We start from the raw sequence: 25,903 nt of genomic DNA on the forward strand, positions 1-25,903 counted from the left end.
TTGATCTTGTTCACCTTCCGCTCCCGAAAGGGGGAAGAGGAGATGTGTTTCGCCCCCGCCCCTTCCCTCTCCCCACTGGTGGTCTCCCTCCCCCCCCCCCCCCCCCCGACGCCGGTCGTTCGCCGCCCGGAGGCGGCGCAGTGGTGCGCCGGACGCACCGGACGTACGGCCGCCCAGGCCCGAACGCCCGCCTCGGAGCAGGGAGTCGACCTGGTCCGAGTGCGGCCGCAGCCGGCTAGGCGCCGTCTTCGGACGCGTCGGCCGATGGGGACGCCGCAGGGTGGACGACCGCTTCGGCCAGCTCTTGCACTGTCGCGTAGCGCGCGGTGCGCGGCAACCGCTCAAGGGGTTCCACGAGGCCGTCCGGCGCGTGCTTCTCGCGCAGCACGCCGATCAGCTCCCGCGGACCCGCGGGGAACGAGGTCCGGCCCAGGATCCGCGCCAGCTCCAGGCGCACCGCCTCCAGGGAGGCGGACGCGCGACCCGGTGTGACGGGTCCGCCCGCGATCGTCGGGTCGTCGTCGGCGGTCGGCTCCGGGTCGTTCCACTCCTCGGCCCGGGTGGGGTGCCCCGACCTGAGCAGACCCTGCAGTTCGTGCTTCATTTCGTCGTCCCGGTGGACGCTCAGCCGGTCGCTGCCTCGCTGCATTGTGTTCCCTCCAGAGGTTCGGGAGTGGTCGACGCGTACCCGAGGACCCGGAGCCAACACGTTGGTCCGCCTGCCGGTGCGAGACCCGGAGCGCGGGGCTGAAGCGGACGGCCCCGGGCCCCGGCGCCCCACGTCGCCGGAGCCCGCGCAACGGCGCCGGAGCCCGCCCGACCGGCTACTTCTTGTCGCGTCCCGGCAGGAACTCCTGGACCTTGGCCTTGAGGCCCTGGCGGATCACGGAACCGCGGTCGGCGTCGCCCTTCAGGATGGAGGAGGCGGTGGACTCCATCTGGTCCCAGGTGGCGTGCGGCGGGATCGGCGGCACGGCCGGGTCGGTGAGGAACTCGATCACCGTCGGACCATCGGCCGCCAGGCCCGCGCGCCAGGCCGTCTCGACGTCCTCCGGCTTCTCGACGCGGATGCCGGTCAACCCGAGGGAGCGGGCGAACGCGGCGTACTGCACGTCCGGCAGTTCCTGCGAGGGCAGGAACGAGGGGGCGCCTCCCATGGCGCGCAGCTCCCAGGTGACCTGGTTGAGATCGCGGTTGTTCCACAACCCGACGACCAGCCGCGGGTCCTCCCACTGGTCCCGGTACTTCGCCGCGGTGATCATCTCGGCGAGCCCGTTCATCTGCATCGCGCCGTCTCCCACCAGCGCGATCACGGGCCGGTCCGGGTGCGCGAACTTCGCGCCGATCGCGTACGGCACCGCACAGCCCATCGTGGCCAGCGTGCCGGACAGCGACGAGCGCATGCCGGGCCGCATCGTCAGATGCCGTGCGTACCAGTTCGCCGTCGACCCGGAGTCGGACGTGACGATCGCGTTGTCCGGCAGCAGCGGGTCCAGCGCGTGGGCGACGTACTCCGGGTTGATCGGGTCGGCCGACAGCTCCGCCCGCCGTCCCATCACCTCGCGCCAGCGTGTGACGTTCGCGCAGACCGTGTCGTACCACTCGCGCCCGCGGTTCCCGTCGAGCATCGGGATGAGCCGTTCGAGCGTCGCCTGCGCGTCCCCGACCAGATTCACCTCGTACGGATACCGCATCCCGACCATGTGCGGGTCGAGGTCGATCTGCACACCCCGTGCCTTGCCGAACTCCGGCAGGAACTGGGCGTACGGGAAGGAGGAGCCGATGGTCAGCAGCGTGTCGCAGTCGCGCATCAGCTCGTACGACGGACGGGTGCCGAGCAGCCCGATCGACCCGGTGACATAGGGCAGCTCGTCGCTCAGCGCGTCCTTGCCGAGCAGCGCCTTGGCGACGCCGGCGCCGAGCAGCTCGGCGATCCGCTCCACCTCGGCCCGCGCCCCGGCCGCGCCCTGGCCGATGAGGATCGCCGTCCTGTCGCCGGAATTGAGGACCTCGGCGGCCCGCTCCAGGGACTCCTGGGAGGGCACCGTGGTCCACGAGCCGCGGTCCAGGCTGGAGGGGACCATCTTGAACTCGTGCGTGGGCGCGGAGTAGTCCAGCTCCTGCACATCGCCCGGGATGATCACGGCCGTCGGGGCGCGGCGCGCGTACGCCGTACGGATCGCCCGGTCCAGCACGTTCGGCAGCTGCTCGGGAACGTTCACCGTCTCCACGAAGTCGGAGGCGACGTCCTTGAAGAGCGAGTGGAGATCGACCTCCTGCTGGTACGAGCCGCCCATCGCCGTGCGGTGCGTCTGGCCGACGATCGCGAGCATCGGGACATGGTCCAGCTTGGCGTCGTACAGGCCGTTGAGGAGATGGATGGCGCCGGGCCCGGAGGTGGCCACGCAGACGCCGAGACGGCCGCTGAACTTGGCGTAGCCGACCGCCTCCAGCGCCGACATCTCCTCGTGCCGCGCCTGGACGAACCGCGGCTGGTTCTCGGCCCGCCCCCACGCGGCCAGCAGCCCGTTGATGCCGTCGCCGGGATAGCCGAAGACCTGCTCCACGCCCCACTCGCGCAGGCGCTGCAGGATCTGGTCGGCGACCTTGGTGCTCATAACGGGACCTCCTGAAGGAACGGGCGGGGACTGCATCTGCCGAGTGACCCTCGCTCACCTCGGAAAACCTGTGGGTGTTTGGCGTACCGCACTCGGGGCAGGCGCGTGTCAGTGCTTCGGACAGGAGGCACGTCCGTGGGAGCGATGTTCCGCGCCACGGGTGTACCCGTCCGGCGCACGGGTCCGCTCCCACGGTGACTGTCCATACAAGGCACCCCCCAAGGGAGTTGCGACGCACCATGCGAACTCAAGCGAGCGTGAAGCCCCACCCGCACGACGACGCCCCCGACACCGCCGAGTCATTCCGCAGGCTCGCCATGCTCCCCCCGGGTCAGCAGCGTGACGCTCTCCGTGAGGAGATCGTCGAGGCCTGGCTGCCGATGGCCGAACGGCTCGCGGGACGTTTCCGCAGCCGCGGCGAGAGCTTCGAGGACCTGCGCCAGGTCGCGGCCCTCGGGCTGGTCAAGGCCGTCGACCGGTACGACCCCGAGCTCGGCAACGCCTTCGAGAGCTATGCCGTGCCGACTATCACCGGTGAGATCAAGCGTCACTTCCGTGACCACATGTGGACCCTGCACGTGCCCCGCCGGGTCCAGGACCTGCGTAATCGCGTGCGGTTCGCCAGCCAGGACCTGGCGCAGACCATCCCGGGCCGCAGGCCCACCGTCGCCGAGATCGCCGAGCACGCCCGGATGAGCGAGGACGACGTCCGTACCGGCCTGGAGGCCCTGGAGAGCTTCACCGCGCTCTCCCTCGATGCCGAGCTGCCGGGCAGCGAGGACGGCTACTCGCTCAGTGACGCCCTGGGCTCGGCCGATCCGGCGCTCGACACCGTGATCGACCGGGAGGCCGTGAAGCCGCGGCTGCAGGCTCTGCCCGAGCGGGAGCGCACGATTCTCTACATGCGCTTCTTCGGCGACATGACCCAGAGCAGCATCGCCGACGAGCTCGGTATTTCGCAGATGCATGTGTCCCGGCTGATCAGCCGGTGCTGTGACCGGCTGCGGGATCAGATCATGCGGGACGCCGTGTAGGTGCCCCTGGGGGCCGGGGCCCGTCGTTTCGGCTCCGTGCGGTGCCTGGTGCGGGTGCTCCGTGGCTGGACGCGCGATTCCCCGCGCCCCCCGTGGGGTGTCCGTCGCTGTTCGGGCGCGGGTGCGTCGGGGCTGAGCGCGCGGCCCCGGTGGGGCGCTCCTTCGGCGTGCGTGTCACCCGGGCGGCGGTCGGCCGCGGGCGGTGGGGGGCTGGGCGGGCTGTGATGGGGTGGGGGCACGACGGCCGTGCCCCGACGGAGAGCCGGCCGAAGGAGCTCATCCCATGCGCCGAACCGCCCGTGTCCTGTTCGCCACCGCCCTGGCCGGTGCCGTCGTGGGCGGGTCCGCCTCGGCCGCGTTCGCGGATCCGGCCGCGGAGGTCAGCCCCCGTACGGTCGCCCCGGGCGGCACGGTCACCGTCTCCGTGTCCTGCGACGCGGCCGACGGCACCACTCCACCCGAGTACATCGACGCCACGTCCCAGGGTTTCGAGGACGGCAAGGTCCGGCTGCACCGGGTCGCCGGCAGCGACGACAGCACGGCGGGCGCCGCCTACAGCGGGACGGCCCGTATCCCGTCGGGCAGCGCCGACCGGTCCGACGGAGCGGGCAACGACAGCAATGACCGCAGGAGTACGGCGGAGACGGACGCCGGTGACACCGGTGCGAGCGGTGATGGTACGGCGGTCCCGGACGCCGTGGCGCCTTCGGATGCCGGCGGGCGGGGTGAGGTGGGCGCGGACGTCGGTCCTGATGCCGTCGGTCCCGATTCCGTAGAGGTGGAGACGGATGTGGCCGGTACGGATTCTCCGGGGGCCGACGGCGGGGGACACGGTGACGTGGGCCCGGACGCGGTGGAGGCCGACGGCGAGTGGGATGTGGACGGGGCCTGTCCCGGCGGGGCGGGTGCCAAGGAGAAGGACTGGAGCGCCTCGTACTCCGTGTCGCGTGACAGCACTGGATCCCACGAGACGACGACCCCGCGGCACGACAGGGGCGAGGATGCCGTCGTCGGTGCCCAGCGCGGCGTGCACGCGGGAGAGGGCGGCACCTTCACCGACTCCCTGCCCGCCCTGATCACCGGCAGCGTCCTGATCGCGGGTGCGGTCGGCGCCGCCGTCTACCGGCTGCGCCACCGGAACTCCTCCGCCGAAGGCTGACGCTGTGACGGGCGCAACCATCCGGCCACCCATGGGTCGGCCGGTCCCGGGGTACTGAGAGTTTGGAACACCTCCCTCCCCGTCGGCCACACGGATCACAGACCAAGGAACTGCAGGCCACGGACGGGGAATCGGGGCACGGCACCGGAACAGAACACGGCACCACGGACTGCGCGGAGGTCACGTATGCGGCGGACGCATCCGGAGGGGCACGGTCCCGTTCGCTACGGTCCACCCCTCCCCGACCAGGGACTGCCCGTGCTGCCCGCGCTCTCCGCCGTGCTCGCCGCGTCGGCCGGCCTCGCCGGTGCGGGACCCCCCGCGGCCCAGCCCTCGGGCGGCGGCCCCGCCCTCCTCGACGCCGCCTGCGGCTACTGGGACCGCCGTGGCCTGGCCGCCACCCCCGACCGGGTGGCGGCCGCGCCCGGCGCCTCCGCGCTGCTCCTCGCGCTGACCGCCGCGCTCGGCGGTGACGTCCTGCTCCCGCGGCCCTGCGCCGCCTGGTGGGCACCGCAGGCCCGGCTGCTGGGCAGATCCGTCTTCCATGTGCCGACGCCCCCCGAGTGCGGTGGCGTTCCCGATCCGTACGCCCTCCTGGAGACCGTCCGCAGGGTCCGGGCCGAGGGCGGCGATCCCCGGCTGCTCGTGCTCTCCGTGGCCGACGACCCCACCGCCACCGTCGCGCCGCCCGAACTCGTCCACGAGACCGTCGAGGCCGCCGCCGGCGAGGGCCTGCACCTGGTCAGTGACGAGACCTGGCGCGACACCCTGCACCACCCGCTCGACACCGTGCTGCTCAGCCCCGCCGAGATGCTTCCCGACCAGGTCACGGTCCTCACGGATCTCTCCGGTCCGTTCCTGCCGCTCGGCTGGCCCGCCGCCGTCGCCCGCTTCCCCGACAACCCGGCGGGCTCCGGGCTGCGCGCCCGCGTCCTCGACGTACTGACCGCGCTCGGTGCCCGGCTCGCCGACCCGGTCGCCGCCGCCGCCGCGTACGCACTCGAAGAGCCCGACGAGATCACCGAGCGGCTCGTCGCCGCCGCGCGTCTGCACGCGCGCGTGGCCGCCGCCCTGCACGGCGCGGTAGTCGGCGCGGGCGCGCACGCGCTGCCACCGCAGGCCGGCCGGCACCTCTACGTGGACCTCGGCCCCCTGCACACCGGACTGGCCGCGCACGGCGTCGGCGACGCCCAGGAGTTGGAGGACTTCCTCACCGTCCGGCTCGGCCGGCCCGTGCCGGGCGGCCACCGGTTCGGGGACGACCTCGGCCGGCTGAGGGTGCGCCTGTCCACCGGCCCGCTGCTCGGTACGACGGCCGAGGAGCGGGCGGAATGCCTCGTGTCCCCCTCGCCGTTGGAACTGCCACACGTGCAACGCGCGTTGACCCATTTGGGATCGGCCTTCGACGATCTCCGCGACGACGCTCAGCGATGGGAGTCACCCCGATGACGCAGCAGTCCGAGTCGACCACGACGACCCAGGAGGACATCGCCGCACCGGTGTCCTCGCCGGCCGCCGTGGGCGCCCGCCCTTCCCCACCCGCTTCTGCCGAGTCCCTGGTCGCACCCCCCGAGTCCCCCGCGCTCCCTCCGGAGCCCGCCGATCCCCTCGCACCCGCCGCCCCGCTCGCCGCGCCCCGGCCGCTCGGTGAACGGCGGCTCTGGCCGCGGTCGTTCGTGAACCGGCTGACCGCACCGCTGCCCGGCCTGCGGTCCTTCGCGCGGTTCGCCCGCGAGGGTGCGGTGCGGCCCGGGCCCGAGGGGCTCGCCGACATCCCGCGGCTGCCGTTCGCGCCGGGTCCGCTGCCCCGGGTCGACGCCCGCACCATCGCCGTCTCCTGGGCGGGACACGCGAGTTGGGTGGTCCGCATCGGCGGCCTCACCGTGCTCACCGACCCGGTCTGGTCCCGCCGGATCATCGGGACGCCGGCCCGGATCACACCCGTGGGAGTGGCCTGGAGCGCGCTGCCGAGGGTGGACGCGGTCGTCATCAGCCACAACCACTACGACCACCTGGACGCCCCGACCCTGCGCCGGCTCCCGCGCGACACACCGGTGTTCGTGCCCGCGGGGCTCGCCCGCTGGTTCCGGCGCCGCCGGTTCACCCGGGTCACCGAGCTCGACTGGTGGGAGGCGGCCGAACTGGACGGCGTCCGCTTCGACTTCGTCCCCGCCCACCACTGGTCCAAGCGCAGCCTCGTCGACACCTGTCGCACTCTGTGGGGCGGCTGGGTCCTGACGGCGCCCGACGGACAGCGCGTGTACTTCGCGGGCGACACGGGATACGGCCACTGGTTCTCCCGCATCGGCGCCCGGCACCCCGGGATCGACCTCGCCCTGCTCCCCATCGGCGCGTACGACCCCCGCTGGTGGCTCAGCGACGTGCACTGCGACCCCGAGGAGGCGGTGCAGGCCGCGGTCGACCTGGGCGCCCGCCGGATGGCCCCCATGCACTGGGGCACGTTCGTCCTCTCCGCCGAGCCGGTGCTCGAACCGCTGACGCGGGTGCGAGCGGCCTGGGAGAAGGCGGGCCTGGACCGCGACGACCTGTGGGACCTGCCGGTGGGCGGCTCACGGGTGCTGGCCGGCTGAGGCACCGGAGCCCGGTGACCCGATCCCGGCCCACGGCGTTACGCGACCGCCCTGCGAACCCGGCGCCACAGCCCCGGTCCCACGCTGATCAGCAGGGTCAGGGCGACGGCCGCCAGCACGCCCTCCCACGGTTCCCGGAAGAGGGAGCCGCCGAGGATGCCGATGACCTGATAGGTGACGGCCCAGGCGAGACAGGCGGGGATGTTGCCGCGCGCGAAGGTGCGCAGCGGCATCTTCGCCATCAGACAGGCGAGCATCACCGGGATGCGACCGGCCGGGATCAGCCGGGACAGGACCAGTACGGCGACGCCGTGGTCCTCGAGCTTCTGCTGAGCCTGGGCGAGACGGTCCTCGGGGGCCCGGTCGCGGATCGCGGCCAGCCAGCGCGAGCCGTTCTTGGAGCCCATGCCCCGCTTGCCGAGCCAGTACAGGGCGACATCACCGAGGAACGCCGCGAGCGAGGCCACCCCGAAGAGCAGCGCCAGCGAGACGGGCGACTCCTGGTGGAAGGCCACCACCGCCGCCGAACTGACCAGCGCACCCGTCGGCACCACCGGCACCAGCGCCCCGATCAGCACCAGCAGGAAGAGCGACGGATAGCCGATCGCCTGCTGCGTGGACGCGGGGGTGACGGCGATGCCCGAGACGGACAGGACGACCGCGGACCGGGATATCACCGGGCGACCTCCGGCCGGACGCTCTCGCCGTGGCCGAGCCGGTGCACCGCGACCTCGGGCGCGCACTCCGCGGCACGGCGCACGAACTCCTCGCCCGGCGTGTGGAATTCGTGGGGGCGCACGTGGTCCATTCCGATCGGCCAGTACGTGCCGTAGTGCACCGGGACGGCGCTGCGCGGCGCCAGCCGGGCCAGTGCCTGCGCGGCCCGCCCCGCGTCCAGGTGCCCCTCGCCGAGATACGGGCCCCAGCCGCCGACCGGCAGCAGGGCCACGTCGACCGCGCCGACCTCCTCCGCCATCGAGTCGAACAGTCCGGTGTCCCCGGCGAAATACGTCCGCGCCTCGCCCTCGATCACGAACCCGAGCGCGGGGGAGCGATGCGGTCCGACCGGCAGCCGCCGACCGTCGTGCGCCGCGCGCACCACCCGGATCCGCAGGTCGCCGACCGGCACCGTGGTGCCCGGCTCGACCTCCGTCAGCCGGAGATGACCGAGTCTGCGCAGCCCCGGCACGGCTCGTGGTGCGCCCCGCGGCACCAGCAGCCGGGTGCCCGGTTCGAGGCGGGCCAGCGACGGAACGTGCAGGTGGTCGGCGTGCAGATGGGAGACGAGCGCGACGTCCGCCAGCGCCGCGGCGGGCGGGGGCGGCGCACCACGGCGGCGCCGCAGATGCGCGAGCCGGCGTGCGAAGAGCGGGTCCGTGAGCACGCGCGTCCCCGAGTCCTCCACCGTGCAGGTGGCGTGACCCCACCAGGTGATCTCCACCGGCACTCCCTTTGCCTCCTTCGCGCGACTCCCCCCGAGCCTACGGGCAGGAGTAGGGTCGGCGGCGAAACCCGGAGGTGAGGGGGGACGCCATGGGAGATACGCGCAGTACCTCGGGCATGCCTCGCCCCCGTCCCACGGCTTCGCTCGACCACGGGGGGCCCTTGGTGCGTGTCACGGCGATCGCCAGTCTGACTCCCCTGGAGGAGCTGGACGCGGATCCCTTCCTCGTCGACTCCCGCAGCCAGCACGCGATGTGCGCCCGCTGGGCCGCCGAGCGCGGCTACGTCGTCACCCGCGAACTCCTCGTCGGTGGGCTGCGCTCCGACCACTGCGCGCTGTGGGAGGACGTCGAGGCGGGCCTCGTCGACCTGTTCGTCGCGCCCAGCCGCCGCGTCCTGGAGCGCGCCCTCGCCTCCGTCGACGAGTTCACCGCCGAGTGCGCCCGGCGCGGGGTACGCGTCGAGACGGTCGGCCGCGCCGAGCCCTCGTACGACGCCCAGATGAAGGCCCAGGTCCACCGCCGGCTGTCGATGCCGACAGCGGGGTACGACGGCCGCTGACCGGGGACACCGGGAGGGGTCCGCCCGTTGTGACAGGGTGGGAGACGGCTCGCGCACCGGACGGGCCGGGCGGGCTCGCGCAGTGCGGCGGGTCGGGACACAGAGGTGGGCTGGGCGTGGGCGGCGGGCGATGGCGGACCGTGCTGAGCGGTGTGTGGCGGAGCATCGCGGTGTGGGCCGTGTCCACGGTCACGATGCTCGTCCTGGCCGGGCTGCTGCCGGACTTCCAGGTGCAGGCGGACGACGGGGACAGCGCGACGCGGATCGCCGTGACGGCGGCGGCCTGTGCCGGCGTCTTCGGCCTGCTGTCCTCGCTCGTCTGGCCGTTGCTCGTCAGGGCGCTGCTCCTGGTGCCCGCCCTCGTGCTCGGACTGCTGGTCTTCTTCCTCAACGGGTCGTTGCTGCTGATCGCCCTGTGGATCAATCCCTCGGGGCGGGGTGAGGCCGCCCCCGAGACCGCCGTGGTGGTCGCCGCCGTCATGTCGGCCGTCGCCTCGGCGACCGGCGGCGCCCTCGCCGTACGGGACGACGACGCGTACCGGCGCCGGCTCTACCGCCTCGCGGACCGCCGCCGGCGCGGCGGCGGAGCGGGCCCGTCCAGCCCCGGCACCGTCTTCATCCAGCTGGACGGCGTCGGTCACGACGTACTGCGGGAGGCCATGGGCAAGGGCGTCATGCCGACCGTGGCCGGCTGGCTCGGGTCGCATCCCGGCAGCGGGCCGGCCGCCGCGCGGCGCGCGCCCCGCCCCACCCACCGGCTCACCGCCTGGCGCACCGACTGGTCCAGCCAGACCGGCGCCAGCCAGCTCGGCATCCTGCACGGCACCAACCACGACGTCCCCGCCTTCCGCTGGTACGAGAAGGACAGCCGGGAGGTGATGGTCTGCAACCGCCCGAGCAGTGCCGCCGAACTCCAGCGCCGGGCCGTCGAGCGCACCGGCGACGGCGGACTCCTCACCTTCGACGGCGCCAGCCGCGGCAACCTGTTCAGCGGCGGCGCCGACCAGCTCGCCCTCGTCCTGTCCATGGCCGCGCGGCGCGGCAAGGAGAACCGCTCCCGGGCGGGGTACGTCGCGTACTTCATCGACCCGGCCAACGCCGTGCGCACGGCCATGTCCTTCGTCGCCGAGGTCTTCCGGGAGATCGGTCAGTCCACCCGCGCCCGGGCCGGCAAGCGGCGGCCGCGGGTCAAGCGCGGCGGCCTCTACCCCTTGATCCGTGCCTTCGCGACGGTCGTCGAGCGGGACGTCGTGGTCGCCGCGGTGATCGGGGACATGCTCGCCGGACGTGCCGCCGTCTACGCGGACCTGGTGGCGTACGACGAGGTGGCGCACCACTCCGGGCCGCGCAGCCGGGACGCGGAGAAGGTGCTGCAGCGGCTCGACCGTTCGCTGGCGCTGATCGCGAACGTCGCCGAACACGCCCCTCGGCCGTACCGGATCGTGGTGCTGTCCGACCACGGCCAGAGCCCGGGGGAGACGTTCCTGACCCGCTACGGACTCACCCTCGGCAATCTGGTCCGGGCCGGCTGCGGGCTGCCCGTGCCGCGCAAGGCGCAGCGCACCCACAGCGGCGCCGAGGCGCGCTCCGCGGTGCGGGCCGCGCTGCGCAGGCCGGTCGAGGAGGGCGGCGAGCAGCACCGGCCGTCGAGCCGTCGTTCCGAGCCCATCGTGCTGGCCTCCGGCAACCTCGGGCTGGTCTCGTTCCCCGACGTGCCGCACCGGATGAGCCGGGAGGAGATCGACCGCCGCCATCCGGCCCTGCTGTCCACGCTCGCGAACCATCCGGGCATCGGGTTCGTGCTCGTACGGAGTGAGGAGCACGGCGGGCTCGTCCTCGGGGCGCACGGCGCACAGGCTCCCGTGGACGAGCTGACCGACGAACACCCGGGCCCGCTGGCCGACTTCGGGCCGGGCGCCGCCGACGCGGTACGGCGCACGCACTCGTTCCCGCACACGGCCGACATCATGGTCAACTCCTGGTACGACCCGGCCGAGGGCGAAGTCCTCGCGTTCGAGGAGCAGATCGGTTCGCACGGCGGACTCGGCGGCGCCCAGGGCCGGGCCTTCGTGCTGTCGCCGGTGGCGCTGTCGGCGCCGGTCGACGAGGACGCGGAACTGGTCGGCGCCGAGCGCGTCCACCACGTACTGCGGCGGTGGCTGCGGGAGTCCGACGGCCCGCAGGTGCCGCTGACGGCCCGCCGGGAGGACCGGCGGGCCGCCTGAGTCCGTACCGTGCGCCTACCGGGCCAGCGGGGCGACCACCCAGCGGAGGGTCTTGTACCTGCTGCCCTTCTCGCTGATCTCGATGAGCTTGCGAGCCGCCGGGAACGCCTCGTTGCCCTCGATCTCGTAGCCCACCTGGAGGGTGTCCGGCACGTCCTTGAGCTCCAGCCGACGCTGGACGTCGGCCGCCGGGCGCTCCTTGTCCGAACCCACCACGGCGAGGTGCTGCACCAGCCGGAGCTGGGCCGCTGCCAGGGACTCGGCCGGGTCCCGCGGTCGCGGTGCCGCCGCGGCCTTCTGGCCCTTCCCGGACGGCGGTGCGACAACCGAACTCGGCGTACGGGCCGCACCTGCCGGCTCCCGCGTGGACAGGTGCGCCTGCACCACCGTGCCGTCGTTGTCCAGCGCCACCCGGAGCTCGCCACGGCCCGGCGTGATGACGGGCACGCCGTCGAAGACCTGCCGGAACGTGACATGGGTTTGCAGCGACACCGGTTCGCCGAGCTGCGAGCCGTCCTTGGTGCCGGAGTTCTCCCACAGGTCGTGCACCGCGTCGACGATCAACTCGGCGCCGTCCGCGTGCTGTTCGGCGAAGGCGCGGGCCAGCTCGACGGCCCGGTCGGTGTCCAGCTGCCGGGTGTTGCGGCGATTGGCCTCGGCCAGCTTCACCCAGCGGGCGGCGAGCGGTGCGGTGGAGACGTACCGGTCACCGGAGTTGGCGCTGAGCACGCCCTGCCGCTCGACCTGGACCTCCTGGAGTGCGGCGGCCGGGAAGTCCGCGAGCTGCCCGAGCCGGGTGAGTTCGGCACTCGGGTCGCGCGGCGCGAGCTGAACGGTCTGCTTCGATACGGCGGTCGACGCGTCGCGCAGACTCGCGCGGGCGGAGTACCAGCGCCAGGCGTACCAGGCGTCGGACACGTGGTCGCGGAAGAACGTGCGCTCCGCGTTGAGTCGGTTGGTCGCCTCGGCCTGGGTCGGCCCGGTGGCGCACACCGAGGGCGCCTGCCCGTGGTAGATGTCCCACGACGCGTTGAGCCAGGCGTCGCAGTACGTCTGCCCGGCCCGCCACTTCTCCCAGAACTTCTTGCCGTAGTCCGGGCTGTCGATGCTCGTCGTCTCGAACCCGAAGATCATCCGGGAGCCGAGGTTGGGACCCGCCCAGGTGCGCACCGGCGAGTGCCCGCCCAGGACGCGCAGCGACTCGCAGGTGGACCAGAAGACGTAGTTCGCCCGCTCGTTGCCGAACGCCATCCGGGTGGACACCGCTTCGGAGCGGCCGTCCCAGGCGGCACCGAGCGGCGCGAAGAACACGCCGTTGCCGTCCATGCCGCCGTGCCCGGAGTGATAGACGGCGACCACGGCGTCCAGGCCGTAGCGGTCCTGCCAGTTGTCGTACGTCTCCTCGTACGCCCACGCCTGCGCGCCGCCGTCCGCGAACCAGAAGTTGCGGTCGTAGAACTGCTGAAGGTAGGCGAGCCAGCCGGTGGCGTCCTCGTGCGTGTGCGAGAGCGGGTTCTGGTTGACGAACTTCTGGATGCTGAACGCGCCCCACCAGCCGAACGTCGAGTCGCGCTCGGGCGCGCCCGGCTTGCCGGAATCGAGCGGCGAGGGACCGCGGTCGGAGTAGATCATGCGCATGGCCAAACCCCCTGAGATGTCCTCGCCCGCGCTCCGTACCGGAGGGGCGAGGGGGCCTCAAAGTGTCACCGCCGAAGGGGTTTGCCCAGCGCGGATACCGGCCATCGCGGCAGCGCCCCGCGGGTGCCGCCGTGCCCCACGCTGCCTACGCGGAACAGTGGCTCCGGGGCACGAGCCGGCCCAAGCGCCGCAGAGGCGCCCCGACTTCGGAGCCACCGCAGAAGGCCCTCTTCTGTCGAGTGCCGCAAGATGCCGAAAGAGTGGCGCGAAGGGCTCTGAACGCCCGTACGCCGCCTGCTGATCGACGCCGTGGAGGAGGAAACCGCGTCCTTCAGCCCGCCCGCCTCCGTCCGATCGTCCGTTTCCACAGCGCTGCCGGAGCCGTGGTGCCCGACGGAAAATGGGCTGCGCCGTGGCGCCCCCGCGCGGACACTGTTCGTATCGGACACCGCGCACCTGCGCGCCCCCTCTCGAACACCTTCTAGGAGTCGCTGCGTGCAGGCAGCCGTCACCGTCACTCCCGCCCGGATACCCGAACTGCTGCTCGGTCTCGCGACCGTGCGGCCGGTCTTCCTCTGGGGCGCCCCCGGCATCGGAAAGTCCTCGCTGGTCAGGGAGTTCGCCCAGGCGCTGGGACTGGAGTGCGTGAGCCTGCTCGGTACGCAGCTGGCGCCGGAGGACCTGATCGGCGTACCGCAGATCCGCGACGGCCGTTCGGTGTTCTGCCCGCCCGAGGCGATCGCCCGCGACGAGCCGTACTGCCTGTTCCTGGACGAACTGAACGCGGCGACGCCCGATGTGCAGAAGGCCTTCTACTCGCTGATCCTGGACCGCCGCATCGGCAACTACGAGCTGCCGAAAGGGTCGATCGTGATCGGCGCGGGCAACCGTGCCACGGACAACGCCCTGGCCCGCCCGATCGCCTCCGCACTGGTCAACCGCCTGGCCCATGTGCACCTGGCGGCCTCCTCGAAGGACTGGCTCCGCTGGGCCGCCGGCAACGACATCCACCCGTGGATCCTCGACCACCTCACCGACCGCCCCGACCACCTGTGGTCCAAGCCGCCCAAGACCGAGGAGCCGTTCTCCACGCCCCGTTCGTGGCACATGCTCTCCGACGCGCTGCACTCCTTCGGCCCCGGTCTCGACGAGGCGACCCTGAAGGTGATCGCCCACGGCACGCTGACGCCGGCGCACGCGGTCGCCTTCTGCGGCTACGTCAAGATCGTGCGCAGCCGGTTCGGCATCGAGGCGATCATCAAGGGCGAAGCCCGCTGGCCCAACCGCACCGAGGACCGCGACCTCCTGTACTACCTCGCGGAGTCGTTCCGCGGAAGGCTGATCAAGGAGCTGCCCGCCGCCAAGGAGCATGCGAGCGCCCACGGCAGGCAGACCGCCTACCGCGCCAAGTCGCTGCTCGTCCAGCTCGCCGAGATCTCCGTCGAGGTCGCCCAGAGCGTCATCGCGTCCGACGCCGACGGCAACCCCGTACTGCCCGCGTGGTTCCTGGTGGAGGCGGCGCGCGACATGCCGCGGCTCGTGGAGGCGCGGCGGTGAGCCGTAGCCGCAAGCAGGCGGAGCAGGAGAAGAAGCCGGACCCGGCCGCCGAGGCGTTCGCCGCCGGGATGCGGCTGGTGTGGGCGAATCCCGCCCTGGCCGCGATCGAGTTCGAGCTGTGCCGCGAGGAGGGCTGCGCGAGGGCGCCCCGCGACGGCCTCGTCCGCGTCGACTCCAACGGCCACCTCCACGCGCACCCCACCCGGCGCGCCGCCCCCGCCGAATGGGCCTGGGCCCTCGCGCACGGCCTCCTGCACCTCGGCTTCGGCCATGTCCCCGGCGCCAACGGCGAGCGCGTGCAGCCCGACCGCTTCGACCTCGCCGCCCGCTGTGTCGTCGTCAACCGCTTCCTGCTCACCTTCCCGGTCGGCCTCACCCCCGAGGACCTGCCCGCGTCCTACCCCGACGGCGACGAGGAGCAGCTCGCCGCCCGCTGGCGCCGCGACGGCGTGCCGGCCGCGTACGAACACTGCGGTACGGCGGCCGGCGCGCCGGACCAGCTGCTCGTGCCGTGGCAGGGCTGGCCCGGACAGCCCGTCGACTGGCAGATCGCCTTCGCGCACGCGCTGACCCGGACCATGTCCACGGCGATGGACATGGCGGGCGGCCGCCGAGAGTCCATGTACGGCGGACCGACCAGGCTGCGCCCCTGGGAGCGGGCGCTGAGCTGGTTCGTCTCCTCGTATCCGCTGCTCGGCGGCATCGCGGCCGGCATCACCGTCGTCGCCGACGCCGAACTCGCCCGCGCCCACGGCATTTCCGTCGCCGCCGTCGACACGGAGGCGGCCGAGATCTACATCAATCCGCTGCGCCAGTTCGACGACGAGGAATGGCGGTTCGTCCTCGCCCACGAGATGCTGCACGCCGCCCTGCGGCACGGCGACCGGACCGGCGGCCGCGATCCGTACCTCTTCAACATCGCCGCCGACTACGTCATCAACGGCTGGCTGTGCGAGATGGAGGTCGGCACGATGCCCGAAGGGCTCCTCCACGACCCGGAGTTGAAGGACCTGTCCGCCGAGGAGGTCTACGACCGCATCGCGGGCGACCTGCGCCGGATGCGCCGGCTCGGCACGCTGCGCGGCAAGGGCGTCGGCGACATCCTCGGCGGTCCCCTCGGCCCACCGCGCGACTACGTCGACCTCGACGAGTTCTACCGCCGGGGTCTGGGCCAGGGCCTCGACCTGCACCAGCAGCAGGAACGCGGATATCTGCCCGGTGGACTCGTCGAGGAGATCCGTGCCCTCAGCCATCCGCCGCTGCCGTGGGACGCCCGACTCGCGCGCTGGTTCGACGAGTTCGTGCCCCGTCCCGAGCCGCTGCGGACCTACGCCCGTCCGTCGCGCCGTCAGGCGGCGACCCCCGGCATCCCGCGTGCCGGCCGCTACTTCCCGCCCCAGGAGATCGCCCGCTGCACCTTCGGCGTGGTCCTCGACACCTCCGGTTCCATGGGCCACACGCTGCTCGGCAAGGCGCTCGGCGCGATCGCCTCGTACGCCGAAGCCCGTGACGTGCCGGCCGCGCGCGTCGTCTTCTGCGACGCGGCACCGCACGACGCGGGCTATCTGCCGGTCACCGAGATCGCCGGCCGCGTCCGGGTGCACGGCCGCGGGGGCACGGTGCTGCAACCCGGCATCGATCTCCTGCAGCGCGCCGACGACTTCCCGCCGGGCGCGCCCGTACTGGTGATCACGGACGGCTGGTGCGACGTCCTGCGGGTCCGGCGCGAGCACGCCTACCTGATTCCGGAAGGGGCCCGCCTCCCCTTCACGGCGGGCGGACCGGTCTTCAGAGTGCGCTGAGGCGGGCGCCGGCCCGGCCGACGCTGCCGGGCTGCCGCCCCGTCAGATGGGTGCGCCGCGCCCAGGTGTGGTCGGATGGTGGCTACGGAACCCGGGAACGGGACCACATTCGAAAGGACTCACCGTGGCTACCACGCGCTCAGCACACACTGTCTGGGAAGGCAACCTGTTCAAGGGCAACGGCGTCGTCACCTTCGACTCCTCCGGCAGCATCGGCGAGCAGCCGGTGTCGTGGGCGTCGCGCGCCGAGGAGGCGAACGGCAAGACCAGCCCGGAGGAGCTGATCGCCGCCGCCCACTCCAGCTGCTTCTCGATGGCCTTCTCGAACATTCTCGACAAGGCCGGCACCCCGCCGACCAAGCTGCTCACCTCCGCCGACGTGACCTTCCAGCCGGGTGAGGGCATCACCGGCATCCACCTCACGGTCGAGGGCACCGTGCCCGGCATCGACGAGGAGGCCTTCGTCGCCGCGGCCGAGGACGCCAAGGTCAACTGCCCGGTGAGCCAGGCGCTGACCGGCACCACCATCACGCTGTCGGCGAAGCTCGCCTGACCGCGTACGCGACACCCGTACGCCGATGCCGCGCCCCGGCCAAAGGGGCGCGGCATCGTCATGTCCCGGCCCCCGCGGGGCACTCGCCCCATTGACAAGCCAGTACGCGGGTTCTGTGCTGGAGGGCGGGCAGAGCCCTGGCGGAAGGGGACGGACATGGCACGTGCGGTCGGGATCGACCTCGGTACGACGAACTCGGTGGTGGCCGTGCTGGAGGGCGGTGATCCGTCCGTCGTCGCCAACGCCGAGGGAGCGCGCACCACGCCCTCCGTGGTGGCCTTCGCCAAGAACGGGGAGGTGCTCGTCGGCGAGGTGGCCAAGCGGCAGGCCGTGACGAACGTGGACCGCACCGCACGCTCCGTGAAGCGGTACATGGGCGACACCAGCTGGCGCTTCCCCGACCGGGGCGACGTCGACGGGACCCGCTACCGCGCGCAGGAACTGTCGGCGCGCGTCCTGCAGAAACTCAAGCGGGACGCCGAGGCGTACCTCGGTGAGGACGTCACGGACGCCGTGATCACGGTGCCCGCCTACTTCGACGACGCCCAGCGCCAGGCCACCAAGGAGGCCGGCGAGATCGCGGGCCTGACGGTCCTGCGGATCATCAACGAGCCGACGGCCGCCGCCCTCGCCTACGGGCTCGACCGGGGCGAGGAGCAGACCGTCCTCGTCTTTGACCTGGGCGGCGGCACCTTCGACGTCTCGCTGCTGGAGATGGGCGACGGGGTCATCGAGGTCAAGGCGACCAACGGCGACACCCGCCTCGGCGGCGACGACTGGGACCAGCGGGTCGTCGACCACCTGGTCGCCCGCTTCAAGGGCTCGTACGGCATCGACCTCGGCAAGGACCGGATGGCGCTGCAACGGCTGCGCGAGGGCGCCGAGAAGGCCAAGATCGAGCTGTCCAGCTCCTCCGAGACCACCATCAACCTGCCCTACATCACCGCCTCCGCCGACGGTCCCCTGCACCTGGACGAGAAGCTGACGCGCGCGCAGTTCCAGGAGCTCACCGCCGACCTGCTCGACCGCTGCAAGCCGCCCTTCCACCAGGCCGTGAAGGACGCCGGGGTGAAACTGTCCGCGGTCGACCACGTCATCCTGGTCGGCGGTTCGACCCGGATGCCCGCCGTGACCGACCTGGTGAAGGAGCTCACCGGCAAGGACCCGCACAAGGGCGTCAACCCGGACGAGGTGGTGGCCGTGGGCGCCGCGCTCCAGGCGGGCGTCATCCGTGGCGACGTCAAGGACGTGCTCCTCCTCGACGTCACCCCGCTGTCCCTCGGCATCGAGACCAAGGGCGGCATCATGACCAAGCTCATCGAGCGCAACACGACCATTCCCACCCGTCGTTCGGAGATCTTCACCACCGCCACCGACAACCAGCCCTCGGTCGGCATCCAGGTCTTCCAGGGCGAGCGGGACATCGCCGCGTACAACAAGAAGCTGGGCGTGTTCGACCTCACCGGGCTGCCGCCCGCGCCGCGCGGGGTGCCGCAGATCGAGGTCGCCTTCGACATCGACGCCAACGGGATCATGCACGTCTCCGCGAAGGACCTCGCCACCGAGCGGGTGCAGAAGATGACCGTCACCGGCGGATCGGCGCTTCCCAAGGACGACATCGACCGCATGATGCGCGAGGCGGAGCAGTACGCCGACGAGGACCGCCGGCGCCGCGAGGCGGCCGAGACCCGCAACCAGGCCGAGCAACTCGTCTACCGGACGGAGAAGTTCGTCGGGGAGAACGAGGAGCGCATTCCGTCCGACGTCAAGGCGGAGGTCGCATCGGCGGTCACGGAACTCAAGGCGCTGCTGGCGGAGCCGGCCGACACCGGCGAGCTGCGCGCCGGCGTCGAGAAGCTGGCCTCGGTGAGCCAGAAGGTCGGCCAGGCCCTGTACGCCCGGGCCCAGCAGACACCGCCCCAGGAGTCGGGCGGCGAGCACGCACCGGGTGACGAGGAGAGCGTGGTGGACGCGGAGATCGTCGACGAGGAGCGGGGCGACGGGGGTGACGGAGACGGCGGGGACGCGAAGGGCGGTAGCGCCTAGACGTCCGTCCTCTCCCAGCCCCGGCGCGCGGGCCGCGGTCCCAGCTGCTCGGGGTCGCGGCTGCGGTACACCACGTACGGCCGGAACAGGTACTGCACCGGCGCGCTGAACATATGGACCAGGCGCGTGTACGGGACCAGCGCGATCAGTGTCATGCCGACCACCGCGTGGACCTGGTACAGCACCGGCACGCCCTCCATCAGCTCCGTCCTGGGCCGGAGTGTGAACAGGCTGCGGGCCCAAGGGGCGATGGTGTGCCGGTAGTTGTAGCCCTCGCCCGACGCGTGTGTGAGCTTGGCGGTCATGCCCAGCACGATCGCGCCGAGCAGCACCACGTACATCAGCTTGTCGTTGGCCGTCGTCGCACGGAACACCGGCGCCTTCGTCCTGCGGCGGTAGAGCAGCAGCAGGATGCCGAACACCGCGAGCACCCCGGCCGCCGTACCGCCGTACAGGGAGAGCAGGTGGTACAGGCGCTCCTTGACGCCCAGCGCCTCGGTCCACGACTCGGGGACGAACAGACCCACCAGATGCCCGACGAGCACGAAGAGGATGCCGTAGTGGAACGCGGGCGAGGCGATGTTCAGCAGCTTCGACTCGTAGACCTGCGAGGACCGGGTGGTCCAGCCGTACTTGTCGTAGCGGTAGCGCCAGACCAGCCCCGCCACGAGCAGCACGAAGGCGACGTACGGCAGGGCGCCCCACAGCAGGGTCGTCATGGGCGGTCTCCGGTGAGGGTGACGGCGAAGGGTTCGAGGCCGACCTCTTCGCGGGGCGGGCCCGATCTGGCCAGCGCGAGTGCCTCGGCGCGGTCCTTCGGGGACGGGCCGGGCAGTGTCGCGCACACCGCGTCGAGGACCTGCGCGTAGGGCGTTCCGTGGTCGGTGAGCGCGATCCGCAGCAGCTCCAGGCCGCTGCGGTGCTCCCGGAGCAGCACCGGGCCGGCCAGCGCGGAGAACTCCAGCACCGCCGGCAGGAAGTCCGGCAGTTCCGCACCGCTGAACTCCAGGCCGTGCTCGCGGTACACCTCCTTGAAGCGCACCAGGGCCATGCCCCGCCGACGGGTGTCGCCGTCGCGCCACCAGCTCAGATAGAGGCTGTGCCGGCTTTTGAAGTCGAAGAGCCGGACGTAGTGCGCGGCGAGGTCGCCGGGGGGTGTGCCGGCCGCGTGGTCGAGGAACTCCCGTAGCTCCGGGGCCGCTTGGCGCAGCAGGGGCAGCCGCTCGAAGAACTCGTCGTCCGGATAGGACAGACAGTACGCGGCGGCCTGGTACAGCACGGCGTGGCGTGTCACGTGTCCTCCCGGTCCGCGGTCTGGCGCTTGCGCAGTGCGTGGAAGTTCTCCACCGACACCAGTGGGAGCTGCTTGCGGCCCGAGTCCTGGCCGAAGGGCCCGTCGCCGCCCATGCCGGGGCCGCCGTCGTAGTCGAGGCTGCACTCGTCGGGCAGCGCCGACTCCTCCAGGCGCTTGGCGTCCCCGACGGCCGCCGTCGGAATCACGTAGCGGTCCTCGTACTTGGCGATCGCCAGCAGCCGGTACATCTCCTCGATCTCCTCGGCCTTCATGTCGACGGACGCGGCGACCGACTCGTCGGGCGCCTCGCCGAGGTTGATGGCCCGCATGTGGGAGCGCATCGCGGCGAGTTTCTCCAGCGACGCCCGGACCGGCGCGACGTCACCCGCGGTGAAGATCTCCGCCAGGTATTCGAGGGGGATGCGCAGGGTGTCGATCGCGCCGAAGAGGTTGTCCAGGTCCTCGCCGTCGTGTCCGGTCTCGGTCAGCGCGTCCACCACGGGGGAGAGCGGCGGGATGTACCAGACCATCGGCATGGTGCGGTACTCGGGATGCAGCGGAAGCGCCACCTTGTACTTGCTGATCAGTGCGTGCACGGGGGAGCGGCGCGCCGCCTCGATCCAGTCGTGCGCGATCCCGGCCTCCTCGGCCGCCCGCCGCACGGCAGGGTCCTCGGGATCGAGGAAGACGCCCAACTGGGCCTCGTACAGGGCCTTCTCGTCCTTCGTGGACGCGGCCGCGGTGACCCGGTCCGCGTCGTAGAGGATCACCCCGAGATAGCGCAGCCGCCCCACGCACGTCTCCGAGCAGACCGTCGGCAGTCCGACCTCGATGCGCGGGTAGCACATCGTGCACTTCTCGGCCTTGCCGGTGCGGTGGTTGAAGTAGACCTTCTTGTACGGGCATCCGGTCACGCACATCCGCCAGCCCCGGCACTGGTCCTGGTCGACCAGGACGATGCCGTCCTCGGCCCGCTTGTACATCGCGCCGGACGGACAGGACGCCACACACGACGGGTTGAGGCAGTGCTCGCAGATGCGCGGCAGATAGAACATGAAGGTCTGCTCGAAGGAGAACCTGACCTTGTCCGCGGCCTGTTGGCGCACCTTCGCGACCATCGGGTCCAGCTCGCCGTACTCCGGTGCGCCGGCCAGGTTGTCGTCCCAGTTGGAGGACCACTCGATCTTCATCGGCTTGCCGTCGAGCTGCGAGACGGGCCGGGCCACCGGGTAGTCGTCACCGAGCGGGGCGTCGGTGAGGTTGCGGTACTCGTACGTCCAGGGCTCGTAGTAGTCCTTGATCTCCGGGAGCCGGGGGTTGGAGAAGATCCCCGCGAGCTTGCTGAAGCGTCCGCCGGCCTTGAGCTTCAGCGCGCCGCGTCTGTTCAGCTCCCAGCCGCCGCGCCACTTCTCCTGGTCCTCGTAGCGCCGCGGGTAGCCCTGTCCCGGCCGCGTCTCGACGTTGTTGAACCAGACGTACTCCATGCCGTCCCGGTTGGTCCACGCCTGCTTGCAGGTGACCGAACACGTATGACAGCCGATGCACTTGTCGAGGTTCATGACCATGGCGATCTGGGCCATCGGGCGCATCAGTACTCCACATCCTGCGAGCGGCGGCGGATGACCGTCACCTCGTCGCGCTGGTTGCCCGTCGGGCCCAGATAGTTGAAGGCCCACGACAACTGGGCGTAGCCGCCGATGAGATGGGACGGTTTGAGGATCAGCCGGGTCAGCGAGTTGTGGATGCCGCCGCGCTTGCCGGTCGTCTCGGTCTTCGGGACGCCCACGGTGCGCTCCTGGGCGTGGTGCATGTACACCGTGCCGGCGGGCATCCGGTGCGAGACGACCGCCCGGGCGACCACCACGCCGTTGCGGTTGACGGCCTCGATCCAGTCGTTGTCCCGCACGCCGATCGCGTCGGCGTCCTGCGGGGACATCCAGATGTTCTGCCCGCCGCGCGAGAGGGACAGCATGAACAGGTTGTCCTGGTACTCGGAGTGGATGGACCACTTGTTGTGCGGAGTGAGGTAACGGACCGTCACCTCCCGTTGTCCGTCGGCTCCGAGGCGCGGCTCGCCGAAGAGCCGGTGCATGTCCAGGGGCGGCCGGTAGACGGGCATCGCCTCGCCCAGTTCATGGATCCAGTCGTGGTCCAGGAAGAAGTGCTGGCGTCCGGTGAGGGTGTGCCAGGGCTTGAGGTGCTCGGTGTTGAGCGTGAACGCCGTGTAGCGGCGGCCGCCGGCCTCGCTGCCGGACCACTCCGGCGAGGTGATCACCGGAATGGGCGCCGCCTGGGTGTCGGCGTACGTGACGCGTTTGCCCTCGTGCTCGGCGGCGAGGTGGGCCATCTTCTGGCCGGTGCGTGCCTCCAGGGTGCGGAAGCCCTGGGTGGCCAGCCGGCCGTTGGTCGTCCCGGACAGCGCAAGGATGGTGTTCGCGGCCTTCACCGCCGTGTCCAGCGCCGGCCGCCCGTCGGCGGGGCCGCCGCGCACGGCTCCGTTGCGTTCGCGCAGGTCGGCCACCTCCTCGTCGGGCCGGAGCGCGATTCCCTTGGCGGGCAGGCCCAGTTCCTCCACCAGCGGCCCGAGCGCCGCGAACTTCGCGCCGATCGCGGTGTAGTCCCGCTCCACCACCGTCAGGTTCGGCATGGTCTTCCCGGGCACCGGCTCGCACTCGCCCCGCTTCCAGTCCAGGACGACCCCGCCGGGCTGGGCCGTCTCGCCCGGGGTGTCGTGCTGGAGCGCGGTGGCGACCAGGTCCTTGCGGACCCCGAGATGCCCGGCGGCGAGTTCGCTCAGCCGCTCGGCCAGCGCCTTGAACGTGTCGAAGTCGGTCCGCGCCTGCCACGGCGGGTCCACCGCCGGGGTGAAGGAGTGGACGTAGGGATGCATGTCCGTGGTCGACAGATCGTGCTTCTCGTACCAGGTCGCGGCGGGCAGGACCACGTCCGACAGCAGGGTGGACGAGGTCTGCCGGAAGTCCAGCGAGAGCAGCAGATCGAGCTTGCCCTCGGGCGCCTCGTCCCGCCAGGTCACGTCCCGGGGGCGGACCTCGGGCTCCGCCTCCTCGGCGCGCAGTGAGGAATGGGTGCCGAGCAGATGCTTGCTGAAGTACTCGGCGCCCTTCGCCGAGGAACCGAGCAGGTTCGCCCGCCACAGGGTCAGCACCCGCGGCCAGTTCTCGGGCGCGTCCGGGTCCTCGCACGCGAACTTCAGGGTTCCGGCGCGCAGTTCGGCCACGGCGTGGGCGACCGGATCGCCGAAGGCGTCCCCGAGGTCCAGCGGATTGCGGTCGAACGTCGGATACGACGGCATCCACCCGGAGCGGGCCGACAGGGCGAGGCAGTCCGCGCCGGTCATGCCCTTGAAGCGGCCTTCGCCGAGCGGTGAGGCGAGCACGTCGGCCGCGAACCGGTCGTAGCGCCACTGGTCGGTGTTGAGGAACCAGTAGGCCGCGCCGATCATCTGCCGAGGCGGCCGGCTCCAGTCGGCGCCCCCCGCGAGCGTCGCCCAGCCGGTGACCGGACGGCACTTCTCCTGCCCGACGTAGTGCGCCCAGCCGCCGCCGTTGCGCCCCTGGCAGCCGGTGAGCTGGAGGAGGGCGAGGAAGGCGCGGTAGATCGTCTCGGAGTGGAACCAGTGGTTGGTCCCGGCGCCCATCAGGATCATGCAGCGGCCCTGCGACTTCTCCGCCGTCCGGGCGAACTCCCTGGCGATCCTCACGCACTTGGCCGCGGGAACGGACGTGTGGACCTCCTGCCAGGCCGGCGTTCCCGGTGACTCCGCGTCCTCGTACGAGGAGGGCCAGCTGCCCGGAAGGTCCGGCCGGCCCACCCCGTACTGGGCGAGCAGCAGGTCGAAGACCGTGGTGACGAGCGGTCCTCCGGCCCCGCCGAGACGGGTCGCCGGCACCCCGCGGCGCACGACGTCACCGCGTCCCTGACCGTGCTCCCCGCCCTCGGTGTCGAAGCGCGGCAGCAGCACCTCCAGGCCCTCGGTGAACTCGGTGCCGTACAGGCTCAACTGCGGCTCGATGTCTCCCAGTTCGAGATTCCAGCTGCCTTTGCCCGACTCGGTCCAGCGGAAGCCGAGGGAGCCGTTCGGGACGACGGCGCGGCCGGTCACGGAGTCCAGCACGGCCGTCTTCCACTCGGCGCCCTCGCCGTCCTGGCCCAGGTCGGTCGCGCGCAGGAACTTGGAGGGGACGTACGCGCCGTCCCGCTCGGTCAGGGTGACCAGGAACGGCAGGTCGGTGAACTTGCGTACATAGTCCGCGAAGAACGGCGTCTCGCGGTCGACGAAGAACTCCTTGAGGATCACCTGGCCCATCGCGAGGGCGAGCGCGCCGTCCGTGCCGGGGTGCGGGTGCAGCCACTCGTCGGCGAACTTGGCGTTGTCCGCGTAGTCGGGGGCGACGACCACGACCTTCTGGCCGCGGTAGCGGGCCTCGGCCATCCAGTGGGCGTCGGGGGTCCGGGTCACCGGGACGTTCGAGCCCCACATCATCAGATACGCGGCGTCCCACCAGTCGCCCGACTCCGGCACGTCGGTCTGGTCGCCGAACACCTGCGGGGAGGCGACGGGCAGGTCGGCGTACCAGTCGTAGAAGGAGAGCATCGGGGCGCCGATGAGGGAGTGGAAACGGGCGCCGGCCGCGTGCGACACCATCGACATCGCGGGGATGGGGGAGAAGCCGGCGATGCGGTCCGGGCCGTACGTCTTGATGGTGTGGACGTGGGCCGCGGCGACGATCTCCACGGCCTCGTCCCACGTGGCGCGGACCAGGCCGCCCTTGCCGCGGGCCTGCTGGTAGCGGCGGCGGCGCGCCGGGTCGCCCTGGAGGTCCGCCCAGGCCAGGACCGGATCCCCGAGCCGCTGCTTCGCCTCCCGGTACATCTCGAGGAGCACACCGCGGATGTACGGGTAGCGCACCCGGGTCGGCGAGTACGTGTACCAGGAGAAGGCCGCGCCCCGGGGGCAGCCGCGGGGCTCGTACTCGGGGCGGTCCGGGCCCACCGACGGGTAGTCCGTCTGCTGGGTCTCCCAGGTGATGATGCCGTCCTTGACGTACACCTTCCAGCGGCAGGAGCCGGTGCAGTTCACGCCGTGCGTCGAGTTCACGACCTTGTCGTGGCTCCAGCGGTCCCGGTAGAAGGCGTCCGCCTCACGGCCGCCGGTGAGACCGATGCTGTGCAGGTCGGGCGCCGGGGTGCCGGGCCGGAAGAACCTCCCGGCGCGCAGCAGCGCCGCGCCCGGCTCCGTGGGCGGTCCCTGCGTCTCGGTCACGGTGCGCTCCCTTGCTTGCCCGTAGACCGAACCTAGGGGCGAGCCGGGCCGCGCACCTGCTCAGGGCATCCGTACGGGTCAGGCCGGCAGGGGCGCCG

At 72.0% G+C, this 25,903-nt stretch carries 19 protein-coding genes; 10 read left to right on the forward strand and 9 right to left on the reverse strand.

Translation table 11 applies throughout. The features are described 5' to 3' along the window. Positions 1 to 235 precede the first annotated feature (235 nt). Together ACFWM2_RS00970 and ACFWM2_RS00975 are read right to left on the reverse strand one after the other, a co-directional pair. On the reverse strand, positions 236 to 649 hold the full coding sequence (locus ACFWM2_RS00970) for a DUF2795 domain-containing protein (RefSeq protein ID WP_383271605.1): 414 nt from the start codon (positions 647 to 649) through the stop codon (positions 236 to 238). Positions 650 to 824: 175 nt separating this feature from the next. After that, complete coding sequence (locus tag ACFWM2_RS00975) at positions 825 to 2,618, reverse strand: thiamine pyrophosphate-requiring protein (protein ID WP_383271607.1); 1,794 nt, start codon at positions 2,616 to 2,618, stop codon at positions 825 to 827. A 239-nt stretch (positions 2,619 to 2,857) separates the two neighbouring features. Here ACFWM2_RS00975 and ACFWM2_RS00980 point away from each other — a divergent pair, with 239 nt between their 5' ends. The 4 genes from ACFWM2_RS00980 (at position 2,858) to ACFWM2_RS00995 (ending at position 7,402) form a co-directional block, all read left to right on the forward strand. Beyond that, positions 2,858 to 3,652 carry an RNA polymerase sigma factor SigF gene (locus ACFWM2_RS00980; RefSeq protein ID WP_383271609.1) on the forward strand — a complete coding sequence of 265 codons (795 nt, stop codon included), beginning with the start codon at positions 2,858 to 2,860 and terminating at the stop codon, positions 3,650 to 3,652. A 283-nt stretch (positions 3,653 to 3,935) separates the two neighbouring features. Beyond that, positions 3,936 to 4,811 carry a hypothetical protein gene (locus ACFWM2_RS00985; RefSeq protein ID WP_383271611.1) on the forward strand — a complete coding sequence of 292 codons (876 nt, stop codon included), beginning with the start codon at positions 3,936 to 3,938 and terminating at the stop codon, positions 4,809 to 4,811. 186 nt (positions 4,812 to 4,997) lie between these two features. Further along, on the forward strand, positions 4,998 to 6,260 hold the full coding sequence (locus ACFWM2_RS00990; RefSeq protein WP_383271613.1) for an aminotransferase class I/II-fold pyridoxal phosphate-dependent enzyme: 1,263 nt from the start codon (positions 4,998 to 5,000) through the stop codon (positions 6,258 to 6,260). Further along, positions 6,257 to 7,402 carry an MBL fold metallo-hydrolase gene (locus tag ACFWM2_RS00995; RefSeq protein ID WP_383271615.1) on the forward strand — a complete coding sequence of 382 codons (1,146 nt, stop codon included), beginning with the start codon at positions 6,257 to 6,259 and terminating at the stop codon, positions 7,400 to 7,402. Before ACFWM2_RS00990 ends, ACFWM2_RS00995 begins: the two co-directional genes overlap by 4 nt. Positions 7,403 to 7,440: 38 nt before the next feature. On the opposite strand, the gene ACFWM2_RS01000 is transcribed toward ACFWM2_RS00995, so the two are convergent. Together ACFWM2_RS01000 and ACFWM2_RS01005 are read right to left on the reverse strand one after the other, a co-directional pair. Continuing rightward, entirely contained in the window at positions 7,441 to 8,079 is a 639-nt protein-coding gene (locus tag ACFWM2_RS01000) for a DedA family protein (protein WP_383271617.1), read from the reverse strand. Next, positions 8,076 to 8,849 (reverse strand): MBL fold metallo-hydrolase, encoded by a 774-nt coding sequence (locus ACFWM2_RS01005; RefSeq protein WP_383271619.1) that lies wholly within the window; start codon positions 8,847 to 8,849, stop codon positions 8,076 to 8,078. Before ACFWM2_RS01005 ends, ACFWM2_RS01000 begins: the two co-directional genes overlap by 4 nt. Before the next feature lie 86 nt (positions 8,850 to 8,935). Between ACFWM2_RS01005 and ACFWM2_RS01010 the strand changes: the two genes are divergently transcribed. Both ACFWM2_RS01010 and ACFWM2_RS01015 read left to right on the forward strand, forming a co-directional pair. After that, complete coding sequence (locus tag ACFWM2_RS01010; protein ID WP_383271621.1) at positions 8,936 to 9,406, forward strand: hypothetical protein; 471 nt, start codon at positions 8,936 to 8,938, stop codon at positions 9,404 to 9,406. Between the two features lie 116 nt (positions 9,407 to 9,522). Next, positions 9,523 to 11,631, forward strand: a complete 2,109-nt coding sequence (locus ACFWM2_RS01015) for a phage holin family protein (protein WP_383271623.1) — start codon at positions 9,523 to 9,525, stop codon at positions 11,629 to 11,631. Between the two features lie 15 nt (positions 11,632 to 11,646). Here ACFWM2_RS01015 and ACFWM2_RS01020 read toward each other — a convergent pair whose 3' ends face one another. Beyond that, on the reverse strand, positions 11,647 to 13,269 hold the full coding sequence (locus ACFWM2_RS01020) for a DUF6345 domain-containing protein (RefSeq protein WP_383271625.1): 1,623 nt from the start codon (positions 13,267 to 13,269) through the stop codon (positions 11,647 to 11,649). A 495-nt stretch (positions 13,270 to 13,764) separates the two neighbouring features. On the opposite strand from ACFWM2_RS01020, the gene ACFWM2_RS01025 reads away from it, so the two are divergent. The 4 genes from ACFWM2_RS01025 (at position 13,765) to dnaK (ending at position 19,227) form a co-directional block, all read left to right on the forward strand. Beyond that, positions 13,765 to 14,826 carry an ATP-binding protein gene (locus ACFWM2_RS01025; protein WP_383271627.1) on the forward strand — a complete coding sequence of 354 codons (1,062 nt, stop codon included), beginning with the start codon at positions 13,765 to 13,767 and terminating at the stop codon, positions 14,824 to 14,826. Positions 14,827 to 14,894: 68 nt separating this feature from the next. Then, positions 14,895 to 16,628 carry a hypothetical protein gene (locus tag ACFWM2_RS01030; RefSeq protein ID WP_383274042.1) on the forward strand — a complete coding sequence of 578 codons (1,734 nt, stop codon included), beginning with the start codon at positions 14,895 to 14,897 and terminating at the stop codon, positions 16,626 to 16,628. Positions 16,629 to 16,752: 124 nt separating this feature from the next. After that, positions 16,753 to 17,181 (forward strand): OsmC family protein, encoded by a 429-nt coding sequence (locus ACFWM2_RS01035; protein ID WP_383271629.1) that lies wholly within the window; start codon positions 16,753 to 16,755, stop codon positions 17,179 to 17,181. 156 nt (positions 17,182 to 17,337) lie between these two features. Continuing rightward, a complete protein-coding gene (dnaK, locus tag ACFWM2_RS01040) occupies positions 17,338 to 19,227 on the forward strand; it encodes a molecular chaperone DnaK (RefSeq protein WP_383271631.1) in 1,890 nt (629 codons plus the stop codon). Here dnaK and narI read toward each other — a convergent pair. From narI to ACFWM2_RS01060, 4 genes are read right to left on the reverse strand one after another with little or no spacing between them, the layout of a single operon-like run. Beyond that, complete coding sequence (gene narI / locus ACFWM2_RS01045) at positions 19,224 to 19,946, reverse strand: respiratory nitrate reductase subunit gamma (protein ID WP_383271633.1); 723 nt, start codon at positions 19,944 to 19,946, stop codon at positions 19,224 to 19,226. The genes dnaK and narI overlap by 4 nt on opposite strands. Next, the gene (gene narJ / locus ACFWM2_RS01050; RefSeq protein WP_383271635.1) at positions 19,943 to 20,521 is read right to left on the reverse strand and encodes a nitrate reductase molybdenum cofactor assembly chaperone; all 579 of its coding nucleotides are present in this window, start codon (positions 20,519 to 20,521) and stop codon (positions 19,943 to 19,945) included. The genes narI and narJ overlap by 4 nt, the downstream gene beginning before the upstream one ends. Beyond that, positions 20,518 to 22,110 carry a nitrate reductase subunit beta gene (gene narH, locus ACFWM2_RS01055; RefSeq protein WP_383271637.1) on the reverse strand — a complete coding sequence of 531 codons (1,593 nt, stop codon included), beginning with the start codon at positions 22,108 to 22,110 and terminating at the stop codon, positions 20,518 to 20,520. The genes narJ and narH overlap by 4 nt, the downstream gene beginning before the upstream one ends. Next, a complete protein-coding gene (locus tag ACFWM2_RS01060; protein ID WP_383271639.1) occupies positions 22,110 to 25,805 on the reverse strand; it encodes a nitrate reductase subunit alpha in 3,696 nt (1,231 codons plus the stop codon). Before ACFWM2_RS01060 ends, narH begins: the two co-directional genes overlap by 1 nt. Between the last annotated feature and the right edge of the window lie 98 nt (positions 25,806 to 25,903).

The sequence above is a fragment of the Streptomyces sp. NPDC058371 genome, assembly GCF_042723265.1.
Classification (GTDB): domain Bacteria; phylum Actinomycetota; class Actinomycetes; order Streptomycetales; family Streptomycetaceae; genus Streptomyces.